Source organism: Niabella sp. CPT15-335-S11 (assembly GCF_058792415.1).
Map to the genome: position 1 here is coordinate 46,136 of NZ_JBYTEI010000007.1, position 21,708 is coordinate 67,843.

General features: G+C 45.5%; 20 protein-coding genes. 18 read left to right on the forward strand and 2 right to left on the reverse strand.

Annotated elements, in window-relative coordinates:
- Positions 1–28: 28 nt before the first annotated feature.
- From AC3WS5_RS14880 to AC3WS5_RS14915, 8 genes are all read left to right on the forward strand, one after another.
- The gene (locus AC3WS5_RS14880) at positions 29–1,249 is read left to right on the forward strand and encodes an acetate/propionate family kinase (protein WP_492468195.1); all 1,221 of its coding nucleotides are present in this window, start codon (positions 29–31) and stop codon (positions 1,247–1,249) included.
- A gap of 226 nt (positions 1,250–1,475) precedes the next feature.
- Positions 1,476–1,886, forward strand: a complete 411-nt coding sequence (locus AC3WS5_RS14885) for an Rrf2 family transcriptional regulator (protein ID WP_492468196.1) — start codon at positions 1,476–1,478, stop codon at positions 1,884–1,886.
- Positions 1,887–2,063: 177 nt separating this feature from the next.
- Complete coding sequence (locus tag AC3WS5_RS14890) at positions 2,064–3,038, forward strand: aldo/keto reductase (RefSeq protein ID WP_492468197.1); 975 nt, start codon at positions 2,064–2,066, stop codon at positions 3,036–3,038.
- A 118-nt stretch (positions 3,039–3,156) separates the two neighbouring features.
- Positions 3,157–3,867, forward strand: coding sequence for a DsbA family oxidoreductase (locus AC3WS5_RS14895; protein WP_492468198.1), 711 nt, complete (start codon positions 3,157–3,159; stop codon positions 3,865–3,867).
- A gap of 182 nt (positions 3,868–4,049) precedes the next feature.
- Positions 4,050–4,874, forward strand: coding sequence for a 3-deoxy-8-phosphooctulonate synthase (gene kdsA / locus AC3WS5_RS14900; RefSeq protein ID WP_492468199.1), 825 nt, complete (start codon positions 4,050–4,052; stop codon positions 4,872–4,874).
- 18 nt (positions 4,875–4,892) lie between these two features.
- Complete coding sequence (proB, locus tag AC3WS5_RS14905; RefSeq protein ID WP_492468200.1) at positions 4,893–5,927, forward strand: glutamate 5-kinase; 1,035 nt, start codon at positions 4,893–4,895, stop codon at positions 5,925–5,927.
- Positions 5,928–5,937: 10 nt separating this feature from the next.
- Positions 5,938–7,176: a glutamate-5-semialdehyde dehydrogenase gene (locus tag AC3WS5_RS14910; protein WP_492468201.1), complete on the forward strand. Its 1,239-nt coding sequence runs from the start codon at positions 5,938–5,940 to the stop codon at positions 7,174–7,176.
- Positions 7,143–7,367 (forward strand): hypothetical protein, encoded by a 225-nt coding sequence (locus AC3WS5_RS14915; protein WP_492468202.1) that lies wholly within the window; start codon positions 7,143–7,145, stop codon positions 7,365–7,367. The genes AC3WS5_RS14910 and AC3WS5_RS14915 overlap by 34 nt, the downstream gene beginning before the upstream one ends.
- A gap of 42 nt (positions 7,368–7,409) precedes the next feature.
- Here AC3WS5_RS14915 and thrS read toward each other — a convergent pair whose 3' ends face one another.
- A complete protein-coding gene (thrS, locus tag AC3WS5_RS14920; protein WP_492468203.1) occupies positions 7,410–9,347 on the reverse strand; it encodes a threonine--tRNA ligase in 1,938 nt (645 codons plus the stop codon).
- Between the two features lie 288 nt (positions 9,348–9,635).
- Here thrS and AC3WS5_RS14925 point away from each other — a divergent pair, with 288 nt between their 5' ends.
- The 5 genes from AC3WS5_RS14925 (at position 9,636) to AC3WS5_RS14945 (ending at position 13,121) form a co-directional block, all read left to right on the forward strand.
- The gene (locus AC3WS5_RS14925) at positions 9,636–10,352 is read left to right on the forward strand and encodes a porin family protein (protein ID WP_492468204.1); all 717 of its coding nucleotides are present in this window, start codon (positions 9,636–9,638) and stop codon (positions 10,350–10,352) included.
- Between the two features lie 383 nt (positions 10,353–10,735).
- Positions 10,736–11,035: a hypothetical protein gene (locus tag AC3WS5_RS14930; protein ID WP_492468205.1), complete on the forward strand. Its 300-nt coding sequence runs from the start codon at positions 10,736–10,738 to the stop codon at positions 11,033–11,035.
- Between the two features lie 30 nt (positions 11,036–11,065).
- Positions 11,066–11,734 carry a hypothetical protein gene (locus AC3WS5_RS14935; RefSeq protein ID WP_492468206.1) on the forward strand — a complete coding sequence of 223 codons (669 nt, stop codon included), beginning with the start codon at positions 11,066–11,068 and terminating at the stop codon, positions 11,732–11,734.
- The gene (locus tag AC3WS5_RS14940; protein ID WP_492468207.1) at positions 11,704–12,483 is read left to right on the forward strand and encodes a sensor histidine kinase; all 780 of its coding nucleotides are present in this window, start codon (positions 11,704–11,706) and stop codon (positions 12,481–12,483) included. The genes AC3WS5_RS14935 and AC3WS5_RS14940 overlap by 31 nt, the downstream gene beginning before the upstream one ends.
- Positions 12,480–13,121 (forward strand): response regulator, encoded by a 642-nt coding sequence (locus AC3WS5_RS14945; protein ID WP_492468208.1) that lies wholly within the window; start codon positions 12,480–12,482, stop codon positions 13,119–13,121. Before AC3WS5_RS14940 ends, AC3WS5_RS14945 begins: the two co-directional genes overlap by 4 nt.
- 140 nt (positions 13,122–13,261) lie before the next feature.
- On the opposite strand, the gene rpsA is transcribed toward AC3WS5_RS14945, so the two are convergent.
- The gene (gene rpsA, locus AC3WS5_RS14950) at positions 13,262–15,541 is read right to left on the reverse strand and encodes a 30S ribosomal protein S1 (protein WP_492468209.1); all 2,280 of its coding nucleotides are present in this window, start codon (positions 15,539–15,541) and stop codon (positions 13,262–13,264) included.
- Positions 15,542–16,053: 512 nt separating this feature from the next.
- Between rpsA and AC3WS5_RS14955 the strand changes: the two genes are divergently transcribed.
- The 5 genes from AC3WS5_RS14955 to AC3WS5_RS14975 all read left to right on the forward strand — a co-directional run bounded on the left by AC3WS5_RS14955 (position 16,054) and on the right by AC3WS5_RS14975 (position 21,700).
- Positions 16,054–17,826: an NAD(P)H-dependent oxidoreductase subunit E gene (locus AC3WS5_RS14955; protein ID WP_492468210.1), complete on the forward strand. Its 1,773-nt coding sequence runs from the start codon at positions 16,054–16,056 to the stop codon at positions 17,824–17,826.
- A gap of 4 nt (positions 17,827–17,830) precedes the next feature.
- Positions 17,831–19,102, forward strand: a complete 1,272-nt coding sequence (locus AC3WS5_RS14960) for an NADH-quinone oxidoreductase subunit B family protein (protein WP_492468211.1) — start codon at positions 17,831–17,833, stop codon at positions 19,100–19,102.
- A gap of 1 nt (position 19,103) precedes the next feature.
- Positions 19,104–20,555: a Ni/Fe hydrogenase subunit alpha gene (locus tag AC3WS5_RS14965; protein ID WP_492468212.1), complete on the forward strand. Its 1,452-nt coding sequence runs from the start codon at positions 19,104–19,106 to the stop codon at positions 20,553–20,555.
- Positions 20,536–21,012, forward strand: a complete 477-nt coding sequence (locus AC3WS5_RS14970; protein WP_492468213.1) for a hydrogenase maturation protease — start codon at positions 20,536–20,538, stop codon at positions 21,010–21,012. The genes AC3WS5_RS14965 and AC3WS5_RS14970 overlap by 20 nt, the downstream gene beginning before the upstream one ends.
- Positions 21,013–21,214: 202 nt before the next feature.
- Positions 21,215–21,700 (forward strand): YdeI/OmpD-associated family protein, encoded by a 486-nt coding sequence (locus tag AC3WS5_RS14975; RefSeq protein WP_492468214.1) that lies wholly within the window; start codon positions 21,215–21,217, stop codon positions 21,698–21,700.
- The last annotated feature ends 8 nt before the right edge of the window (positions 21,701–21,708 follow it).

The following is a 21,708-nucleotide window of genomic DNA, read 5'->3' on the forward strand; positions in this document are numbered from 1 at the left end:
GAATTCGATAATATTTATTAGTTTATTTATGTATATATTAGTTATTAATGCGGGGAGCTCATCGCTGAAATATCAGTTGTTTGACATAGAAACAAGGGCCGTACTGGCAAAGGGGTTGGCCGAGAGAATTGGCATAGCCGATGGAAGGATCAAACACGAGTGCACCCGTGGTGAAAAAGAATTTAAGGAGGTTATTGATAAGGATTTGCCGGACCATAGCGTAGCGTTTGAAACGATCTCCGGCCTGCTGACTGATCCCGAGATCGGGGTAATTTCAGGTCCGGGCGATATTACCGCTGTTGGACACCGCGTAGTACATGGTGGAGAAAAATTTTCTGAAACGCAGGTGATCACAGACGAGGTGAAAAAAACAATCCGGGCGCTGATCCCACTTGCCCCATTGCACAATCCGCCAAATATCACAGGTATTGAAGCCGCCGAGAAATACTTTCCACAAGCACTTCAGGTGGCTGTGTTCGATACGGCCTTTCATCAGTCGATCCCCGAACATGCCTACCGGTATGCTATTCCGGAAAAATTTTATAAAGAAGACGGCATTCGCGTTTACGGCTTTCATGGCACCAGCCACAAGTACGTTTATGAGGAAGCCAGGAAGTATCTGGACAATCCCAGATTAAAAGCGCTGACCATCCATTTAGGCAATGGCTCCAGTATGACCGCCGTAGATGAGAACGGTCACAGTATGGACACTTCCCTGGGATTCGGTCCACTTTGCGGCCTGATCATGGGGACGCGAAGCGGAGACGTAGATCCTTCCATCATATTTCATATGAACGAGGAGATGAATATGAGTCTGGCTGAAATCAAGAACATGCTTTACAAACAGAGCGGTATGCTCGGACTGGCGGGCAGCAGTGATGCGCGTGATGTGAGGGCCAAACTGGAAAAGGGCGATGCGAACGCGGCCCTCTGCTATGAAATGTATGGTTATCGCATCCGGAAATATATCGGTTCCTATATGGCTGTGCTGAATGGCGTGGATGCGCTGATATTCACTGCGGGGCTGGGAGAAAACGATGCACTTACCCGTTCACATGCCTGTAAGAATCTGGATGCGCTTGGTATTGAACTGGATGAAGAAGCCAACCTCGCTAAGAACCATCCTCAAGGGCCCGTGGAAATTCAGGCGGCCGGAAGTAAAGTTAAAATACTGATAGTCCCCACCAATGAGGAATTGCAGATTGCGAAGGAGACTTACGCACTGATGCAATCCTTAAAAAATAGTTAAGCTCCGGGAAACGGCAGATGTATATTGGAATCGTTGTGGCCGCAGGCAATCCCTGTAAAACGATCCGGGCGGTCAGTGATGGAAAATAGAACGCCGAAGGCAAAACCGAACAAGTTCACTGCAGGAACATTCAGTCTTCTTTATTTATTGTGCTCCTCTGAATAATCAAAACCATAATTGTAATACTTTTTGTTACAATTGGAAATTTATCGTACCTTTGTGGATTATGAACAATACAAGGTTTGCAACGATTATTCATATCCTCACAATTTTGGACAAAAGCCCTGGCAAATGGCTGAGCTCCGACTCGATCGCGGAGAGCATCAGTATCAATCCGGCAATGGTCCGAAAGGAGCTTTCCGTCTTACACAAATTGGGTTGGGTTGAAAGTAAAAAAGGGAAAGAGGGCGGCTCAGCACTACATGTGTCGAGCTGTGAAATTTCGATGGCGGATATTTTTAATGCCGTGAAAAGTTCCAATGTTCTTGGAAAGAAAAACAGATGCACAGACACCAAGTGCCCTATCGCCCGGGAAATCAATAAAGAATTGGAACAACTATTTAACGAAACCGACCAAATTGTTGTTAATGCCCTGAAAGAAAAATCGCTGAAAGCTTTTGTAGAACAATTCGACTAAAAAATTTTGAACTTAAATGTAATAGTACTTGTTACAAAAATCAAACAGCAGAGATACGAAATCAGTCATAATCAGAACCAAAGATTTACAGTTTCTGTTAGGTAAAACAAGCAGGGTCAACAACAGGTAACCGAGATCAATCAATAAAAAGTAATTAATAATTCTATAAACGTAAAAATGAAGAAAATAAGAGTAGGACAAACAGATTTAGAAGTAGCACCATTTAATTTAGGAGGTAACGTTTTCGGATGGACCTTAGACGAGAAAAAATCTTTTGAAATATTGGATGCTTTCGTCGAAGCAGGATTCAATTTTGTCGATTCGGCGGATATGTATTCACATTGGGCGAATGGAGGTGTTGGGGGTCAGTCAGAAACCATTATCGGAAACTGGATGAAAGCACGAAGCAACCGGAACGACGTGGTTGTTGCTACAAAAGTAGGCGGACCAATCGGAGCAAGCGAAATCGATTCCAGCCGTAAGCACATTATGGAAGGTGTTGAGAAGTCGTTGAAAAGACTGCAAACGGATTACATTGACCTGTATTATTTGCATTATGACGATGGCAAAACCCCGGTAGAGGAAACCCTGACTGCCTTTGCTGAGCTGATAAAATCGGGTAAAATAAAATATATCGCGGCTTCCAATATTTCACCTGAGCGTTTGAAGGAATCGCTGGAATTTTCGGAAAGGAACAATCTACCCAAATATCAGGCGCTGCAACCGTTATATAATTTAGTTGAACGGCAAGATTACGAAACCAATTATGCCCCGATCGCTGAGGCGCACCACTTATCCGTGTTTCCGTATTATGCCTTGGCCGCAGGGTTCCTGAGTGGGAAGTATCGATCACAAGCTGATTTCAACAAGAGTCCGCGAGGACAGGGGGCTACGAAATACCTGAATGAAAAGGGATTGAATGTTTTAAAAGCATTAGACCAAATAGCTGAAAAACACAAAACCGTTCCGGCAACCGTAGCTTTGGCTTGGCTTTCTGCGCAGCCTAATATTGGAGGACCAATAGCCAGTGCAACTTCCGTAAAACAATTACATCAACTGCTGTCGTGTACGTCGCTGAAATTGGACTCGGCAGATCTGGCATTGTTGGATCAAGTGAGCAAATCAACCGAAAAATATCCTGTAGTTATATAATATTTGGGAGCCCGTGATGCAACAGGCTATATTGAACAACTGGTATTTGGTGCCTGCAATTGTGGCAAAATAAACAAAAAACATAGTAATATTTACACAAATATAAAAGAAGGTAAACATGATGAAAATTGAAATTTGGAGTGATGTAATGTGTCCGTTCTGTTACATCGGAAAGCGAAATTTTGAAACGGCGTTTGCGCAATTTCCTGACAAAGAAAACATCGAAGTTGAATGGAAAAGCTTTCAGTTAGACCCATCGCTTCCCGAAGTAGCTACCGAAAGTCAGGAAGACTATTTGGTAAAACACAAAGGAATGAGTCGGGAACAGATTCAGGGGATGTTGACACACGTTACCGAAATGGCCAAACAAGCCGGATTAGAATATCATTTGGAACAATCGGTGATGGTCAATTCGCGAAAAGCACATTATTTGATACAATTTGCTAAAACCAAAAATTTGGGCAACGAAATTGAAGAGCGTCTGTTCAAGGCTCATTTTACCGAAGGAAAAAATCTGGCCGATACCGGCGTCCTGACTCAATTGGGAAAAGAGGTTGGTTTGGACGAAGGCGAATTGCAGGCTGCTTTTACCGACGACCAGTACAAATACCAAATGGCACAGGATATTCAGGAAGCGCAGTATATTGGAGTGAGGGGCGTACCGTTTTTTGTTTTTGACAGAAAATATGGCGTTTCCGGTGCACAACCGCCACAGGCATTTTCGGAGACTTTATCCAAGTCTTTTTCTGAATGGAGGGAGAAAAATCCTGAAATAAAATTAGAAATGACAGAGGGCCCGAGCTGTGATGTAAACGGAAATTGTAATTAAAGATTATTGTTTTAGTTCGGAAGTAAAGCGTGCGAAAACCACTTATACCTGTAAGCAAAAATAAAAGGCTATAGTATTCGCGCTAACGCTGACAATAAAGGAATTTGCAATTAACGGAGTTGAAGACGGGTCAACTTGAATATCTAATGTCCAAAATTCTTCTTTAGTTCTATCTTTGGCTGATGGAAACGTATTTATCGGAACTATTTAAAAATCAATCATACAACGCGGATAATTTCTTTCTGCTTGCGGGGCCTTGCGTAGTGGAAAGCGAAACAGTGATCATGGAAACAGCCCAAAGAATCAGATCGATTTGTGACCGTTTGGAGATTCCCGTTGTATTTAAATCTTCCTACCGGAAGGCGAACCGGACAAGCGCCGCGTCCTTTACAGGTATCGGCGACCAGGCAGCGCTCAGTCTGCTGCGCCAAGTACGCGAGCAGTTTGATATTCCGGTTGTCACCGATATTCATGCCCATGAAGAAGCAGCAATGGCTGCTGAATTTGTGGATATGCTGCAGATCCCCGCTTTTCTATGCCGGCAGTCGGACCTGCTGGAAGCAGCCGCAAAAACGGGAAAAGTGGTCAACATTAAAAAAGGGCAATTCCTGAGCGGGCCGGCTATGAAATTTGCCGTGGAGAAAATCAGGAACGCGGGAAATGATAAGATACTTCTTACGGATCGCGGTAATAGTTTTGGCTATACCGACCTGGTTGTTGACTATCGCAACATTCCCTGGATGAAAGCGCATGGCGTACCGGTGGTCATGGATTGCACGCACAGTCTTCAGCAACCCAATCAGCCGGGCGGAGTGACAGGCGGAAATCCCGAACTGATCGGCACTATTGCCAAAGCCGCTATTGCAGCAGGGGCTGACGGATTGTTTATTGAGACCCACCCCAACCCTTCCATCGCGAAAAGCGACGGCGCTAATATGCTGCGACTTGATTTGCTGGAACCGCTGCTGGAAACATTGGTTAGGATCAGAAAATCTTTGGTTGACTGAACGGAACCCATTTAAGATATGCACAGGAAGGTATTAGTGATTAAACTGGGTTCAGCCGTCATAACTGGCAATGACGGCAATATTAACCGAAACGTGATCAGGAAGGTTGTGGGTGACCTGAGTGAGCTTTCCGAAACTTACCGGATTATCCTCGTGAGCAGCGGGGCGGTGAGCAGCGGAAAAAAATATTTGAAGGAATACCGTGGCACGCTGCAACAACGAAAGGCGGCAGCCGCAATCGGCAACCCCATTCTCATTCAACTCTACAGGAATTATTTTCAAAAAAAAGGCCAGACTGTTGCCCAGGCCCTTTGTGAGCGCGGCCATTTTTCGAACAGGACACAGTTCCTGCAATTAAAGGAGACTTTCACTACATTTTGGGCAAATGATGTGATTCCTGTCGTCAATGAAAATGACGTCATCAGTAACCAGGAATTGAAGTTTTCCGATAACGATGAACTGGCCACCCTCCTGGCAATCGCTTTTGACGCGGTTACTCTTGTATTTTGTACTTCCGTTGGCGGACTCCTGGATTCCTCCGGAAACATTATTCCCGAAGTCCAGTCAATCAATACGGAAACGCTTTCACTCGTTACTCGGGAAAAATCGATTTCGGGACTTGGCGGAATGATATCAAAGCTTACATTTACAAAACTGGCGACGAGCCTGGGGATCAAAGTGGTTATGTGCGGCCTCGAAAGCAAGAGACCACTGTCGGACGCGCTTCAGCGGAAATACGGGACCCATTTCAGTGCCCGGAAATCGAACCTAAAAAACAGGCAGAAATGGCTGGCCGGCGGATCGATTACACTCGGGAATATTTACGTTGATAAAGGAGCAGGGAAAGCGCTTAAAGAAAGAAAGAGTCTTTTATCCGTAGGAGTTGTGCAGGTTTCCGGAAGTTTTGCTGCCGGGGAGGTGGTGCAACTGATGACCCAGGAAAATATAATAATTGGCGTAGCCAAATCCAGGTTGAGTGCAACTGATCTCAAAAAGGGACTTAAAACAAAAAACCTGATGGCAGCCCACGCCAATGATATTGTTCTTCTTTAAAAAATTGAATATGTCTATTTTGTCGGCGCTTAAAAAAGCACATAAATCGAGAACGGCCCTGCAGCAATTACCTGAAGGCGATGTAAAAAAAATGCTTCGTGAGATAGCCGTAGCCATCATCGAAAATCAGGCAGCCATCTTAAAAGCAAACCAGAAAGATCTGGCCAGGCAGGATCCGGACAATCCGAAGAACGACCGGTTAATGCTGAATCCGCAGCGACTGAAAAGTATTGCAGGAAGTATCAGAAAAATAGCCTCTCTACCAAACCCGGCCGGGCAGGTGCTCATAAAAAGAACACTTCCAAACGGGATCCGGCTGAAAAAAATTTCGGTACCGCTCGGACTGGTTGGCGCTATCTATGAAAGCCGGCCAAATGTAACTTTCGATATAGCGGCACTTTGTCTCCGGAGCCGGAATGCCTGTGTATTGAAAGGAAGCGTGGACGCCTGGCAGACCAATAAAGTGTCTACCGAAATCATCCAGAGCATACTGAAAAAATACGGACTTGCCAAAGAAACCGTGACCCTGTTACCGCCTGAGCGTGAAGTGGTGCAGGAAATGTTTACGGCGACTCAATACCTCGATGTGCTGATTCCCAGAGGTTCTGAAGGGCTGATTAATTTTGTGCGCCAGAATAGCCTGGTTCCCGTCATAGAAACGGGGGCTGGTGTTTGTCATGTTTATATAGAAGAACATGCAGATCTGAAAAAGGCTGTAGACATTACTGTAAATGCGAAAGTGAGCCGTCCGTCTGTTTGTAATGCGATTGATGCGATTATCGTGGACGAAGCCATAGCGCCGAAGTTTCTGAAACTTTTATCACCGGCTTTTGAAAAATACGAAGTTGAAATTTTTGCTGACAACAAGGCGTTACACAACCTGGAAGGATATCCTTATCTGAAAAAAGCAAAAGCTTCTGATTTCGGAAAAGAGTTTTTGTCATTGAAGTGTGCGGTGAAAACGGTAAAAGGTCTCGATGAAGCTCTTGAACACATTGCCAAATATTCTACCAGGCACTCTGAGGCAATTGTGTCTGAAGACCGGAAAGCCTGCGAAAGGTTTGTCAGCGAAGTGGATGCGGCGGCTGTCTATGCCAATGCCTCCACGAGGTTTACTGATGGCGAGGAATTCGGGCTGGGTGCTGAAATCGGTATTTCCACACAGAAATTGCACGCGCGGGGGCCGTTCGCTTTAGAAAAATTAGTTACGGAAAAATGGATCCTGGAAGGCAACGGGCAGACGCGATGAGTGGGTCAGCATACAATCCATCCAATATGCCGTCAGCCCATGATTATATAACCATAAATAAAAAGGCATGGAACGATCGCGTAGCCACCCATGTTAATTCCGCGTTCTACGACAAAATGGGATCCAGGATCCCGATGTTGTATTCAATACTGGCGGTAAAAAAGAACCCGGACGAGCGAGCCGATATTTAGATGAAACACCAACTCCCACTTCCGGGTTTTGTACCAAGAGTACTAGTGATCCGCGCGATCTGAAATCTCGGCCATTATTTCTGAAATAAATGCATCAATGGGTTTGGAACCAAGGTCTCCCCTGCCCTGCCGGCGAACCGATATCACTCCCTCATTCATTTCTTTTTCGCCGACTACCAGCATATAAGGCACACGGTGCAACTCGTTATCCCGTATCTTCTTGCCGATCTTTTCATTCCTGTCATCCACTTCTACCCTTACTCTCATTTTGCGCAGCTTTGAAGCCACTTCTTTGGCGTAAGGCTGGAACTTGTCGCTGATGGGTAACACTTTTGCCTGTACAGGCGCCAGCCATACCGGGAACTTGCCGGCGTAATGCTCAAGCAGGAAGCCGATAAACCTTTCGTGAGTTCCCAAGGGTGCCCGGTGAATGATCAGCGGGGTGTCCGTTTGATTATCATGGGTCGTAAACGAGAGCTTAAACCGGCGGCCCTGAGCAAAATCGACCTGGTTGGTTGCCAGCGTAAACTCGCGGCCGATCGCGCTCCAGATCTGTACATCGATCTTGGGCCCGTAAAAGGCGCCCTCCCCTTTTACCTCCACATAAGGAATCTTTGCGTCAATCAATACATTGCGCACTAGTTCTTCCGTCTCCAGCCAGAGCTGGGGCTCATCTACATATTTCTGCCCAAGTTTTTCAGGGTCATGCAGTGAAAGGCGCATGACATATTTTTCAATACCAAAAATCTTAAAATATTTCAGGTACATATCATTTACGGCCATAAATTCCTGCGCAAACTGTTCGCGGGTGCAATAAATATGCGCATCGTTCATGTGCAAGCACCTTACCCGCATCAGCCCAAAAAGTTCGCCACTTTGCTCATAGCGGTAGCAGGTTCCGTATTCGGCCAGACGCAAAGGCAAATCCTTATAACTCCTGGGCTCAGCCGAAAATATTTTGTGGTGATGGGGGCAGTTCATGGCCTTAAGATAATATTTCTGACCTTCTAGTTCCATCGGCGGATACATGCTATCCGCATAATACGGCAGGTGCCCGCTGGTCAGGTACAAACTCTCTTTGGCAATGTGCGGTGTTACCACCCTTTTATATCCTGCATCTTCTTCGGTTTCTTTAGCCAGTTTTTCGAGTTCATCGATAACGACGGTACCGTTCGGCAACCACAAGGGCAGCCCGGGTCCGACGTCGTCATCCATGGTAAAAATACCCAGTTCTTTCCCTAATTTCCGATGATCACGCTTCTTAGCTTCTTCCATCATGAGCAGGTAATCGTCCAGTTCCTTCTGAGCCGGAAACGTAATACCGTAAAGGCGCGTCAGCATTTTGTTTTTCTCATCACCTTTCCAATATGCGCCTGCGATATTGGTAAGTTTAATCGCTTTAATAAGCCCGGTGTTAGGAATATGAGGTCCGCGGCACAGGTCGGTAAAATTCCCCTGTGTATAAAAAGTGATTTCCCCGTCGTTCAGGTTGCTGAGCAAATCCAGCTTATATTCATCGCCTTTTTTGGTAAAATAATCTACAGCTTCCTGCTTGGGTATTTCCTTCCGTACGTACACGCTGTTGGTCCTCGCGAGCTCGTTCATCTTTTTTTCCAGTGAAGCCAGGTCTTCTTCCGAAAGTTTCCTGTCGCCCAGGTCCATATCGTAATAGAATCCACCTGAATCAATGGGAGGTCCTACCCAGAACTTTACCCCAGGGAAAGCTGACTCAACAGCTTCTGCCATCAGGTGGGCAGACGAATGCCAGAACGTTTTCTTACCATCTGTATCGTTCCAGGTCAGTAGAGTCAGTGAAGCATCCTGGTAAATCGGGCGGGTTGCATCCCAAACTTCACCATTGACATTTGCGGCCAGTACTTTCCGAGCAAGGCCTTCGGATATCGATTTCGCTATTTCCAGCGCGGTAATTCCCGTTTCAAATTCTTTTTTTGCCCCATCGGGGAATGTTATTTGAATCATGCGTAGAGAAACTTTTTCATTTTAGTAACAGTCTGCAAAATTAAAGGATTAGGTAGGAATAGCCCAAAGCTTTGCCGGTCCTGATAATTTAGCGCCTTAAAATCCATTGAAAATGAACTCTTGGCATGATTTTCCCTGCTATTTCTGTGTTCAGCTAATCAGGAAGATTTATCCTAAAATTCTCGATATGAAATGTCCATAAAAATTTTCGAGCAGATTTACATAAAAAGCGATGAAAATTTTTCATGGTAAATTCCATGTGACCATTGAAAACATAAAAATCAACACATGAAAAAATTCATTTTGGCAATTTTTTGCCTTTCAGGAACATTCGCTTATTCACAATCCGGGCTTACTTTCGGCGACAAGGTAGTATTTGGGCACAGTTGGACGGTAGGTAATAAGCCGTCAAATGCTAAATACAGGTTTCATCCTTATTTTCAAATCGGAAGAAGTGGCATTTATCACTTCAGTGATCATGCCGGCTTGGGGCTGGGCACTTTTTTTAGTACTGAGGGTGGAAGTTATTACAACAACAACTCAAACATTCGCACAGATATGCGAATGAATTATATTCGTATCCCGCTCTTTGGAAATTTTGTTTTTGGGGATCCGGCAAACAGGGTACGGCCGATGCTGAATATTGGTCCTTCCGTGGGGTTTCTGGTGGGGGGAAAAGTTCTTGGCAAAACGGATAACGATGTACTTGCAGGGCTAAAAACCACGAAATATATGGGCACTAAAGTTGACGCGGGAGTAAATGCGTCACTCGGCTGGGATTTCAGGGTGATGGACGGGCTTCACCTCAACCATGAGATCGCTTATTATCACGGATTGACGGAAAACGAACCTGCCGTACCAGGGGCTGCTTCATTCACTCACCGGGGAATCGGATTAAGCATGGGGATGCAAATCAGTCCGGATGCCATGAGAAAATGGAAACAAAAAATGCATTCAGAAAGGGGCGGATGGGAACACCACCGGCGTAAAGCGATGATGCGTTGATTTCAACCCAAAAGCTAGCTGGTCTTTTTTGTTCGGTATATTCAAAGTGGTAAAGGAATATGCCTGCAGGATAGGGGCTGCGAATTTCATCTAAATGTCGTTATCGGATGCCGGGATGGCGGCAGGTTGGAAATTAAATTGATTGGCTTCCAACCTGCAACAACGATGCCCGGGTTTGGTCAAAAGGTGTTCTCCATAGGATGGCCATAAATATGTCTTTCAAAGGCGGTATGTTACTTTCATAAAATCCAATGCAAATATGCGGGATCTTTCTTTGCGTAACTCGGTGAAAATTCCCGGATTGATACGGGAAAATTCCCGTATTTTCATTTTCGAAAAAATGCCAAAATTGCCAATATTATTCACCTAATTATACGCGTTAAATGAAACCTACATGTGAATTCGAGTACTATTTCCGGAGAAGCGATCTGGAAAAACTCCTGAAAAGCAACCCCGGTGCCAAGGCAATCATTATCAGGAATGAGATTAAGACCTCAAAGGCTGGCCGGAAAAGCCATGTAAACACGCTTGAAGTCTCGGCTTATGCGCTGTACGACGAGAAAGCACCTCCAGCAAAAAAAGCAGGCACCACTACGAAGGCCTCCGCTTTGGCAGCTTCAACGGCAACTACAGACGTTATTTATGGATGCCCCAACCCTCCGGGCTGTGGCGACATAACCTGAATGGCAGAGAATTCAGTTTAAACTTTTGACATGTTGTTCGCCAGCCCTTATATCATCCTGAACTATGCCGACATTTTCGGGCCACTAATTGCTCTCAGCGCCTTTTTTTACAGAAATCAAAAGTTGTCGGACGAAATCAGGGTCATCTTTGCTTTTTGCATGGTACAATTTATCTGCAACTCCCTGGCAACTTATATAGAAATGGTGTTCAACGGCAGAAATTATTGGGTTTACAAAGTTAATACTGTACTTTCCTTTGGTCTTATTCTTTTATTATTTGCAAGATATCTTTTGCCCGTCTCCCGGGTCTGGGCGGGCGTAATCATGCTAGGATTTATACTGTTGAATGTACTGCCGGTTATCCGGGGGGATGGAATTACCTCCTTCAATAGTATGAGTGCAGCCATGAGCAGTTTGGTCATTGTGGGATATTGCATGTACTATTTTTATGCCAAACTGCTACATTCCTCTCCCGAAAACAGTGTGCCCTCAACGATTATCTTCTGGTGTATCGTCGGTATATTTACGTATTATGCGGGGGGCTTTTTCATTTTTATTTCCTATAAGTTTCTGATAGAAAATGAGGTGAGTAAAGCAATGACCATATTGTGGAAATTCCACAACCTGCTTTTGCTTATTTGCTGCATTTATATCGCTTACGGAGTTCTATGCAAAAATTATCAGACGATACAGTCGTAATCCTGCTTGGCTCAGTTTTTATACTGATCATTACTTTATTTATTGTGTTGTTGTTGATGGCTTACAAGAGACGAGATTACAGACATGTGATAGAAAAGAGAAAATTGAAAGAGGACTTCACAAAACAATTACTGCAATCACAGATTGAAGTGCAGGAACAGACTTTCCAAATTATTGCGAAAGAACTGCATGACAATGTAGGGCAACTCTTAAGTACTTCGCGAATGCTGATCGGGCTCGCAGAACGAAGCCTGGAGTCGGTGCCCGATACCCTGGTCTCGGCCAACAAGACCATTGGACAGGCTATCGGTGAGTTGCGTTCTTTGTCAAAATCCCTTGACAAAGACTGGCTGGAGCAATTTGATTTTATTGGCAATCTTAAAACAGAGATCGAGCGGATCAACGCGTCGGGAGCGATCCGGGCTGATCTGATAACCGGCGGCCGCATTACACTTACCAGGGACAAACAAATTATTCTTTTCAGGATTGTGCAGGAAGCCATGCAAAATGCGGTCAGACACAGTAATGCCTCTCAGCTTACCATTCACATGGACGAGGAAAATGAAGGCCTCACGATCAATATAGCCGACAATGGTAAAGGGTTTGACGCTAACAAAGTGATAACAGGCATGGGATTGATCAACATGCGTCACCGCGCTGCACTGCTAAACGGGCGTATTCAATTCTTTTCCCATCCCGGAAAAGGCAGCACGGTATCTATTTATATTTCAGAAAAACGTGATAAATGAAAACAACTATAGGGCTGGTAGATGATCACCAGCTTTTCTTAAAATCGCTGAGCCTGATGGTCGAGAGCTTTAAAACCTATGACGTAGTTGTGGAAGCGTTGAATGGAAAAGACCTCCAGATCAAACTAGATGGGAAGAAAACAATTCCGGAAATCATGCTGATCGATGTGAATATGCCCGTGATGAACGGCATAGAGACCGCCAAATGGCTGTCGCAGCAATACCCCGGAATGAAACTGGTAGCGCTATCGATGAACGCTGACGACCGGAATATCATAGCCATGTTAAAGGCTGGCTGCTGCGCTTATTTACTCAAAGATACTCATCCGTCTGAACTGGAGAAGGCTTTGGACGAAATCAACCGGAAAGGTTATTATAATGCCGACGCGGGGAATATCAATTTTCGGAGATTGCTGATTAAAGCCGACGAAAAGCCCGAGTTTAACCTGACCTCGAAGGAGCTTATTTTCCTGAAACACGCGTGCAGCGAGCTTACGTACAAGCAAATCGCCGCTGAAATGAACCTGAGTGAAAGGACCGTAGATGGCTACAGGGAAGCACTCTTCAAAAAATTTAATGTTCAAAGCCGTGTCGGACTTTGCCTGGAAGCGATCCGGAAAGAAATTGTGAGTCTCTGAGACTGCCTTTCCCGAATTTTTTATTTGATCCGCTGTATACCCGGTCCGGGGACTTTTGTTCTGAGTGTCGTTTTGTGCAGGGGCAAAAAAAAACTGCCGGAATTTTTAACCGACAGTTTCTATACTTTCAAAAAAACAACTTAAGCGTTTCCTTCTGCCTCGTCAGCTTTTTTATTTTCAGCTTCGGATCCGGCTGCTTTTGCCGCAGGTGTTTCCTGAGCACTTGGAGCTTTTTCTTCTGCCTCTTTCGCCGGCGCGACAGGTTCTTCAGGTTTTTCCGATACAGCTTCAGATTTCGGTGCTTCTGACTTTGCAGCCGTGTCAGCCTTAGCCTGTGCAGCAGCTCTGGCTTCCCTGTTTTCCTGGTCTATCTTCTTCTTCAGATCGGCCAGTATACCAAGATCACCAAGTGTTGCCTTTTCAACCTTGTTCTGAATATTCTTCACGGCTTTCTTAGTCCTTTCAGTATCGCTGCGTTCAGTTCTTCTGGTAGATTCCCTTTCAGCGTATTGCTCGTGTTCCCATACGCGGGTATGTGAAACAACGATTCTCTTTTCGTTGCGGTCGAACTCAATCACCATGAATTTTGCAGTCTCATCAAGGTTTACAGACTTGCCATCTTTTGTACCAAGGTGACGGTTAGGTGCAAACCCTTCCAGGCCGTAAGGCAACTGGACAGTAGCGCCTTTGTCGTCGCGGCGAACAATGGTTCCGTCGTGAATACTACCAACTGCAAAAGTATCCTGTAAAGTATTCCAGGGATCTTCTTCCAGTTGTTTGTGTCCTAACTGCAGTTTGCGGTTTTCCTTATCGATACCCAGGATGACTACATCAATTTTAGAGCCTACCTTGGTGTACTCTGCCGGATGATTGAAGCGTTTCAGCCAGCTCAGGTCGCTGATGTGGATCATACCACCAATTCCCTGTGCCAGTTCCACAAACACACCATAATTTGTGATGTTCTTCACTTCGCCGGTGTGCCTGGTTCCTTCAGCAAAACGAATTTCAATATCACTCCAGGGATCTTCAGTCAGTTGTTTGATGGACAGGCTCATCTTGCGTGTTTCCTTGTCCAGGGTAACAATCTTAGCCTCGTATTCATCGCCCAACTTAAAGAATTCCTTGGCATTTATCGGCGTATTGGCCCAGGTAATTTCACTAACGTGTACCAGACCTTCAACACCAGGTGTGATTTCAAGGAATGCACCGTAGTCTTCAATGTTCACTACGCGGCCCTTAACCACATTGCCTTCCACAATACCTTCGGGTAATACATCCCAGGGATGGGGAGTAAGTTGTTTCAGACCCAGGCTGATCCGTTTTTTCTCGTCGTCGAAATCCAGTACAACCACATTCAGTTTCTGATCCAGCTTCAGTACCTCGTTCGGATGTGAGATCCGTCCCCATGAAATATCGGTGATATATAGCAGACCATCCAGACCGCCAAGATCCATAAAGGCACCGAAATCGGTGATGTTTTTAACCGTGCCCTCGAGTACCTGGCCTTTTTCAAGTTTGCCAATAATTTCTGCCCTTTGTGCTTCAATGTCGCTTTCGATCAGCGCTTTGTGTGACACGACGGCGTTCTTGATGGTTTCATTAATTTTTACCACTTTGAACTCCATGGTCTTACCTACGAACTGATCGTAATCAGTAACCGGCTTAACATCGATCTGTGATCCCGGCAGGAAGGTCTCCATACCAAATACATCCACAATGAGACCGCCTTTTGTTTTAGAAGTAACTACCCCGGTAACTACATCGCCGGTCTTGTTCACTTCCACGATCTTTTCCCATGCACGGGTTGTGCGGGCTTGTTTGCGACTGAGGTTCAGGTGTCCTTCCCTATCCTCTTTTTCAACGATCATTACTTCCACTTCATCACCCACTTTCAGTCCGGGTATGTCGCGGAATTCATTCAGGGAGATGAGCCCATCACTTTTGAAACCGATGTTCAGTACCACATCAGTGTTTGTCAGACCAACCACGGTACCATTCACCAGCTCCCCGTCGTTCAGGGTAATAAAAGTGCTCTCGTAAACACGGTCGTACTTTTCTTTTTCCTCTTTGCTGTAGGCGGAAATATTCCTTTTGTCCACACTCCAGTCGAAATCGTCGTGTGCGCTTACAGGCTCCTGAACTTCGACCTTCGGAGCAGCAACGGCCGTTTCTGTCACCACTTCGGGAGTTGCAGGTGCCTCTTCAGGTTTTGCTTCCACTGTTGAAGTGGGTTCAGGTGTGTTCGTTTCAGACTTTTCAGGGTTAGCATCTCCGCTTTCGGCGGAAACGTCGCTTCCGTTTTGGGCGGAAGCTTCAACAGGTGCAGTGGTTTTCGCTGTAGAAGCATCTTCAGCCGGATTTCCAGCCGCGCCCGCATTCTCCTGTGCATCAGCGTTTAAGTGTTTAATAATAAGATTCATAAAAAAATCCGAATGGTTTAAATTTCGGGCTGCAAAGATAAGAAAAAATCTCCCGTTTTGCCTAAAAAACCGATGGGTTTAAGTATTTTATAACTTACTGATTTACAAACAATAACATAACAAATCTTTTTTAAAAGGATGAAACCGTACACCTGTAACCCTACAAATAAATTATTTTATTTATCTGAAAATTTTCGCTATATTTATAGATTATACTTTATCAGCAAAAACACCCCCCTTTTAAAACCAGGGTGTTGGGAGGATGCCAAAGGATCATAACGCAGCACATCTAAACCATAAACTGACAAATATCATATTTGTTACTACGCCTTTGGAAAATAAAATTCCCGATTTATACGGTAAATTTGAAAAAGCAAAAGTTCCCATTCAATCAGTCAAACTTTTGTTCATGAAAAGCTGCGCTGCCATCTGCTTATTAATGCCAGGCCGCCATATGCCGGTACCGCCTGCCAGGGAGAGAAACATATGTCCATTTAATATAAATCTTTGTTATGTACCAACCGGGCTCAGACCAGTTGTTTGAGGTGGAACCCGCGCGTTCCGGCCTGCTAAACGATCTCAGAGAAATTCAGATGAAGGAAGGTGTTATCACCGACATGGATGTCTCGCTAATGGCGATAAAATACGACATTTCAAAAGTAGAGGTTGAAGGTGTAGTTACCTTCTATCATTTCCTTCATCGTGAACCAACGGGCGAGCATGTTATCTATCTGAATAACAGCCTTACTTCCGTCATCAAGGGTTATGAAAGGGTCAGAGAGGCATTTGAAAGGGAGACCGGCGCGCAAACAGGATCGGTAGACCGTACGGGAAAGTTTGGATTATTTAAAACACCCTGTATTGGCCTGAGCGATCAGGAACCTGCAGCCCTGATTGATTTCTATCCCTTTATTCACCTCAACGCCGTTAAAGTAAAGGACATCGTCAATAATCTGAAACAAGGTGCTAGTCCGGCAGAAATATGCGACTATCCTTCCGATAATATTCGCTACACACCTATCAGCGGATCGGTGTTCTTTAATGATTTCGAAGCAGAAAAATCTCTTTCAAATGCCTTTGGCTTTGAACCCGCAGGAATCATTGAAGAACTGAAAAAATCGCAGCTCGCCGGCCGGGGAGGCGCCTTCTTTCCTACCTGGATGAAATGGGACGCAACACGCAAACAGGAAGCGTTAACAAAATTCATCATTTGTAACGCCGACGAAGGAGAACCCGGCACGTTCAAAGACCGGGTACTGATGAATCAGCAGGCGGCATCTTTGATCGCAGGTATGATTATCGCAGGATACACTGCCGGCGCCACTTACGGCATTATCTACCTCCGCGGTGAATACCAATGGCTGAAAAACAAACTCGATACCACTATCGCGGAATTCTATAACAAAGGCTTGCTCGGAGGCAATGCTGGCGGCAAAAAAGGGTTCAATTTTGATCTTCGTATTCAGGTGGGTGCAGGCGCTTATGTCTGTGGTGAAGAAACCGCATTGCTGGAATCCATGGAAGGAAAACGGGGCGAGCCCCGCACCAAATGGTTTTTCCCGGTTGAGCGGGGCTATTTACAAAAGCCCACGATCATTAATAATGTTGAGACCTTCTGTGCCGTTGCCAGGATCTTTGAATTTGGCGTCGATTATTATTGTGAAAAAGGTATCCCCGGATCACCGGGCACCAAGATCATCAGCGTGAGTGGCGACTGTGACAAACCGGGAATCTACGAAATTGAATGGGGCATGACTGCCGCTGAACTCCTGGAACTCTGCGAAGCTAAAGACCCTTATTTTATCCAGGTGAGTGGGCCTTCGGGCGAATGTATTTCCATGAAGGAAAAATATCGCCGTATCTCTATGCTTGACCTGCTCGCAAGAAAAGACATCCGTTGCGGGGGTGCGCTGACCATCTATAATTCACAGCGAGACCTGGTGATGATCCTGCTTAAATATGCAGAGTTTTTTAAACATGAATCCTGCGGGATCTGCACGCCCTGCCGGGCCGGGAACTTTCTCATCGAACGCAAGCTGCAAAAAATTAATAGCGGACTCGCAACCGGCGAGGACCTTGAGGATCTTAAGAGCTGGGCGACGATCATGAAAGCCAGCAGCCGCTGCGGTCTCGGAAAGACAGCGCCCAACGGCGTCATTATGGCTATGGAAAAGTTCGGCGATTATTTCAAAGGCAAGTTACATCACACTGCAAATAAACACGACGGAATTGCTGCTTTCGATCTGGATAGCGCGATCGCAGATTATGAAAAATATAAACCCTGAATAAATGGCAAAAATGGTAACCATAGAAATTGACGGACTGCCCATACAAGCCGAAGAAGGCAAAAACCTGGTACAGGTGGCCAGGGAAAATGGCATCTTTATTCCGTCACTTTGCTATTATGAAAACATGGATCCGCCATTGGGCACCTGCCGGACCTGTACCTGCCGCGTAAACGGAAAACTGGGACCGGCCTGCACAGAAAAGGTAAAGGAAGGTTTGCAGGTGGAAGTCAACAAAGCCGATCTAGTAGACATGCGAAAGGCCATCGTTGAGATGATGTTTTCAGAAGGTAACCACTTCTGCCCTGCTTGTGAAAAAAGCGGGCACTGCGACCTGCAGCACATGGGCTACGAACTGGAAATTGCACATTCGCGTTTTCCACATTTGTTCAAAGACCGTCTGATCGACTATAATGCCAGGGGCATGGTGATGGAACACAACCGTTGTATCAAGTGCCGCCGTTGCGTGGAAGAAGTACTTACCGATGAGGGGAAGCGTGTCTTTATGTATATCAACAGAGGCAATGAAACCTTCGTGGGAATCGACTATGACGAAGAAGAGAAACTTTCCGAAGAACAGGCGGAGAATGCCATGAAGATCTGTCCCACGGGCGCCATTATGGTCAGGGGCAAGAGTCTCGCAAAACCATTCGGGCAGCGGGAATTTGACATGGTCTCATCGCAGAAGAGCTATGGCAAGAAGCCGGTTAAATTATCGAGGGGTGCAGTGATGGATAAAAAAATTGTGGCCACTACCTCACTTGCCGGATGTTTCGGCTGTCATATGTCTATGCTGGATGTGGATACGGACCTTCTCGATTTAATTGAGGTCGTCGAATTCAATAAGTCCCCACTGACCGACATTAAAAAATTTGAGCATCGTTGTCATATCGGTATTGTAGAGGGCGGATGTTGTAACGCGGAAAACGTGGAGGTGCTTCGCGAATTCAGGGAAAAATGCGACATGCTGGTTGCTGTTGGTGAATGCGCGGTTTGGGGCGGACTTCCAGCCATGCGCAATACAATTCCGTTGAGTGAATGCCTGGAAGAAGCCTATCTCAATAGTTTTACCAATGACCCTGCACAGAGTACCATCCCTTATCACGAGGACCTTCCTAAACTGCTTAACCGGATATATGCCTGCAGTGAAATTGTGAAGATTGATTTCTTCGTGCCGGGCTGCCCGCCTTCCGCAAGCTATATCTGGAAGGCCATCAAGAACCTGTTATGGCATGAAGAGTATTCTATGCTTTATTCCGAATTTAAATACGATTAAAATGTCAACTAAAATATCCATTGATCCGGTTACCAGGGTGGAGGGCCACGGTCGGGTGACCATCCACCTGGATGAATACGGAAAGGTGAAGGATTCATTTTTTCATATCGTTGAATTCAGGGGTTTTGAAAGATTTATCCAGGGTCGTCCTTATTGGGAAGCGCCGGCCCTGGTTCAAAGGCTTTGTGGTATCTGTCCGGTTAGCCATCACCTTGCCGCCGCTAAGGCCGTCGACCAGATCGTTGGCGTTGATCCGCAGGACCTTTCCCCTGCTGCCAGTAAACTGCGCCGGCTGATGCATTACGGTCAGGTTTTTCAATCTCACGCGTTGCATTTCTTTTACCTGGCATCACCTGATTTATTATTTGGAATGGATGCACCCGTTGAAAAAAGAAATGTTGTGGGCGTTGCAGTAGAAAACAGAGAACTTGCGACCAGGGGTATTCTGATGCGTAAATTCGGGCAGGAAATCATCAAAGCTATCGCTGGAAAACGCATCCATGGTATAGCCTGTGTGCCGGGTGGCGTTTATAAAACTTTCACTGAAAAGGAACGGGATTATTTTTTGAATGGCCAGGCGATTCCGAATATTGATACGATGATCGAATGGATGCAGGACATGATTGATTTCATCAAATCCTATCACGAGAAACATCTGGATTTCATGAATGATTTTGCTGAATTTCCTTCCGGCCACCTCGGTATGGTGGATGATCAGGGAAACCTGGAATTGTACCACGGGAAACTGCGGGCGATTGATGCCAACGGAGATCTCACGCTGAACGATGTTTCAACAGATAGCTACCTGGACTACTTCGCTGAGGCTGTTGAGCTCTGGTCCTATATGAAGTTTCCGTACCTGAAACAATTAGGCAGAGAAAAGGGATGGAACCGGGTGGGCCCCATGGCGAGGATCAACCTTTGCAACCAGATTAGCACCCCGCTGGCAGAAAAAGCCAGGCGGGATTATTTCGATTTTGCAGGCAAAGAGGTAGTCAACAGTACCATGTATTCGCACTGGGCGAGGCTGATAGAAATGCTTTACTGCGCAGAGGAAATAAAAGAACTTTTGTTTGATGCAGAAATATTCGGTGATGATCTTGTGAGAACCGGGAAAGCAAGGCTGCAGGGCATCGGAATTCTCGAAGCGCCCCGGGGTACACTGACTCACCACTATGTGGTGGATGAAAAGGGTATGATCACCCGGTGTAATCTTATTGTTTCAACGACACAAAACAATGACGCGATGAATGCTGCAGTGAAGTGGGTGGCCAATCACGTGATCAGCAGTAAAGGGACTATTACCGATGGCATGCTAAACCAGGTGGAGACTGCCATCAGGGCCTACGATCCATGTCTCAGTTGCGCGTCACAGGCGATAGGTAAGATGCCGCTTCAGGTTCAATTGTTTAACTTTGATGGAATACTGATCGATGAGCGAAAAAAGAAATAAAAAGCTGATGATCGGCATTGGCAACGAAGGGCGTGGCGATGACGGGCTGGGCTGGCGTTTCGCAGAAAAAGTTGAAGCCACTCTTGGCGGGAAATGGGACGTGGAATATCGTTACCAGCTTCAGGTGGAAGATGCCGATCTGGTGTCGAATTACGATACCGTAATTTTTGCTGATGCCACGGTTGAAAATCTCGAAAAAGGATTTGATTTTCAGCCATGCAAACTTTCCGGCGAATATTTTTTTTCTTCGCACATGCAGAGTCCTGAGGCTGTTTTGTATTTATCAAGTACCCTGTATAAAAAGAAACCTGAAGCCTTCGTGATGAAGATCTGCGGGCAAGAATGGGAAATGGGCGTAGGATTATCGCCACAGGCAGAAGCGCACCTGGCTACGGCCGTTGCATATTTTCGGAAGTTGCAAAACGTACCGGACATTGAATTAAAGGAATCTAAATAGCACTCAAAGAGTATCGTAATCGTTCCTGGTACCTGATTTCCAAACTTTTTTTATTTTTATCGGAGTACAAAAGATGCGCCGTGTCTTACATATTGTGAGGCAAGTCCCGGAATGAATTTGTATGAGATAATTTAATCAGGCCTAAGTCTCTATCACCCCGGAGAAATTGCCCAACTTCGACAAAATAACCAACAGAGGTATAATGAAATTTAACTTCAAAGCAGAGATCCGGATTTTAGGTATTAACCCGTTTGTATTCGTACCTGAAGATATGCTGAAGGAAATTTTCAAACAGGCCGGTAAAGACAGAGGGCATATTCCCATTGAAGGAACCGTTAATGGCCGGCCATTCAAACAAACCCTGGTAAAATACAGTGGTCACTGGAGACTTTATATCAATACAACGATGCTCAGGAAATCCCCTGAGAGGATTGGTGAAACTATTGAACTGACCATAAAGTTTGACGCAGTGAGCCGGGAAATAGATCCACCTGAAAAATTTGTCTTTGCGCTAAACAAGAACCGGGCTGCCAAATCAGTTTTCGATAAGCTGCCTCCTTCCCGCAAGAAAGAGATCGCACGCTATCTCGCTTGTTTAAAAAGCGAGCAATCCCTTGATAAAAATATTGACAGGGCCATCAATTTTCTACTTGGTAAAGAGCGGTTTGTAGGGAGGGAGAAACCGTAAAGAACCTT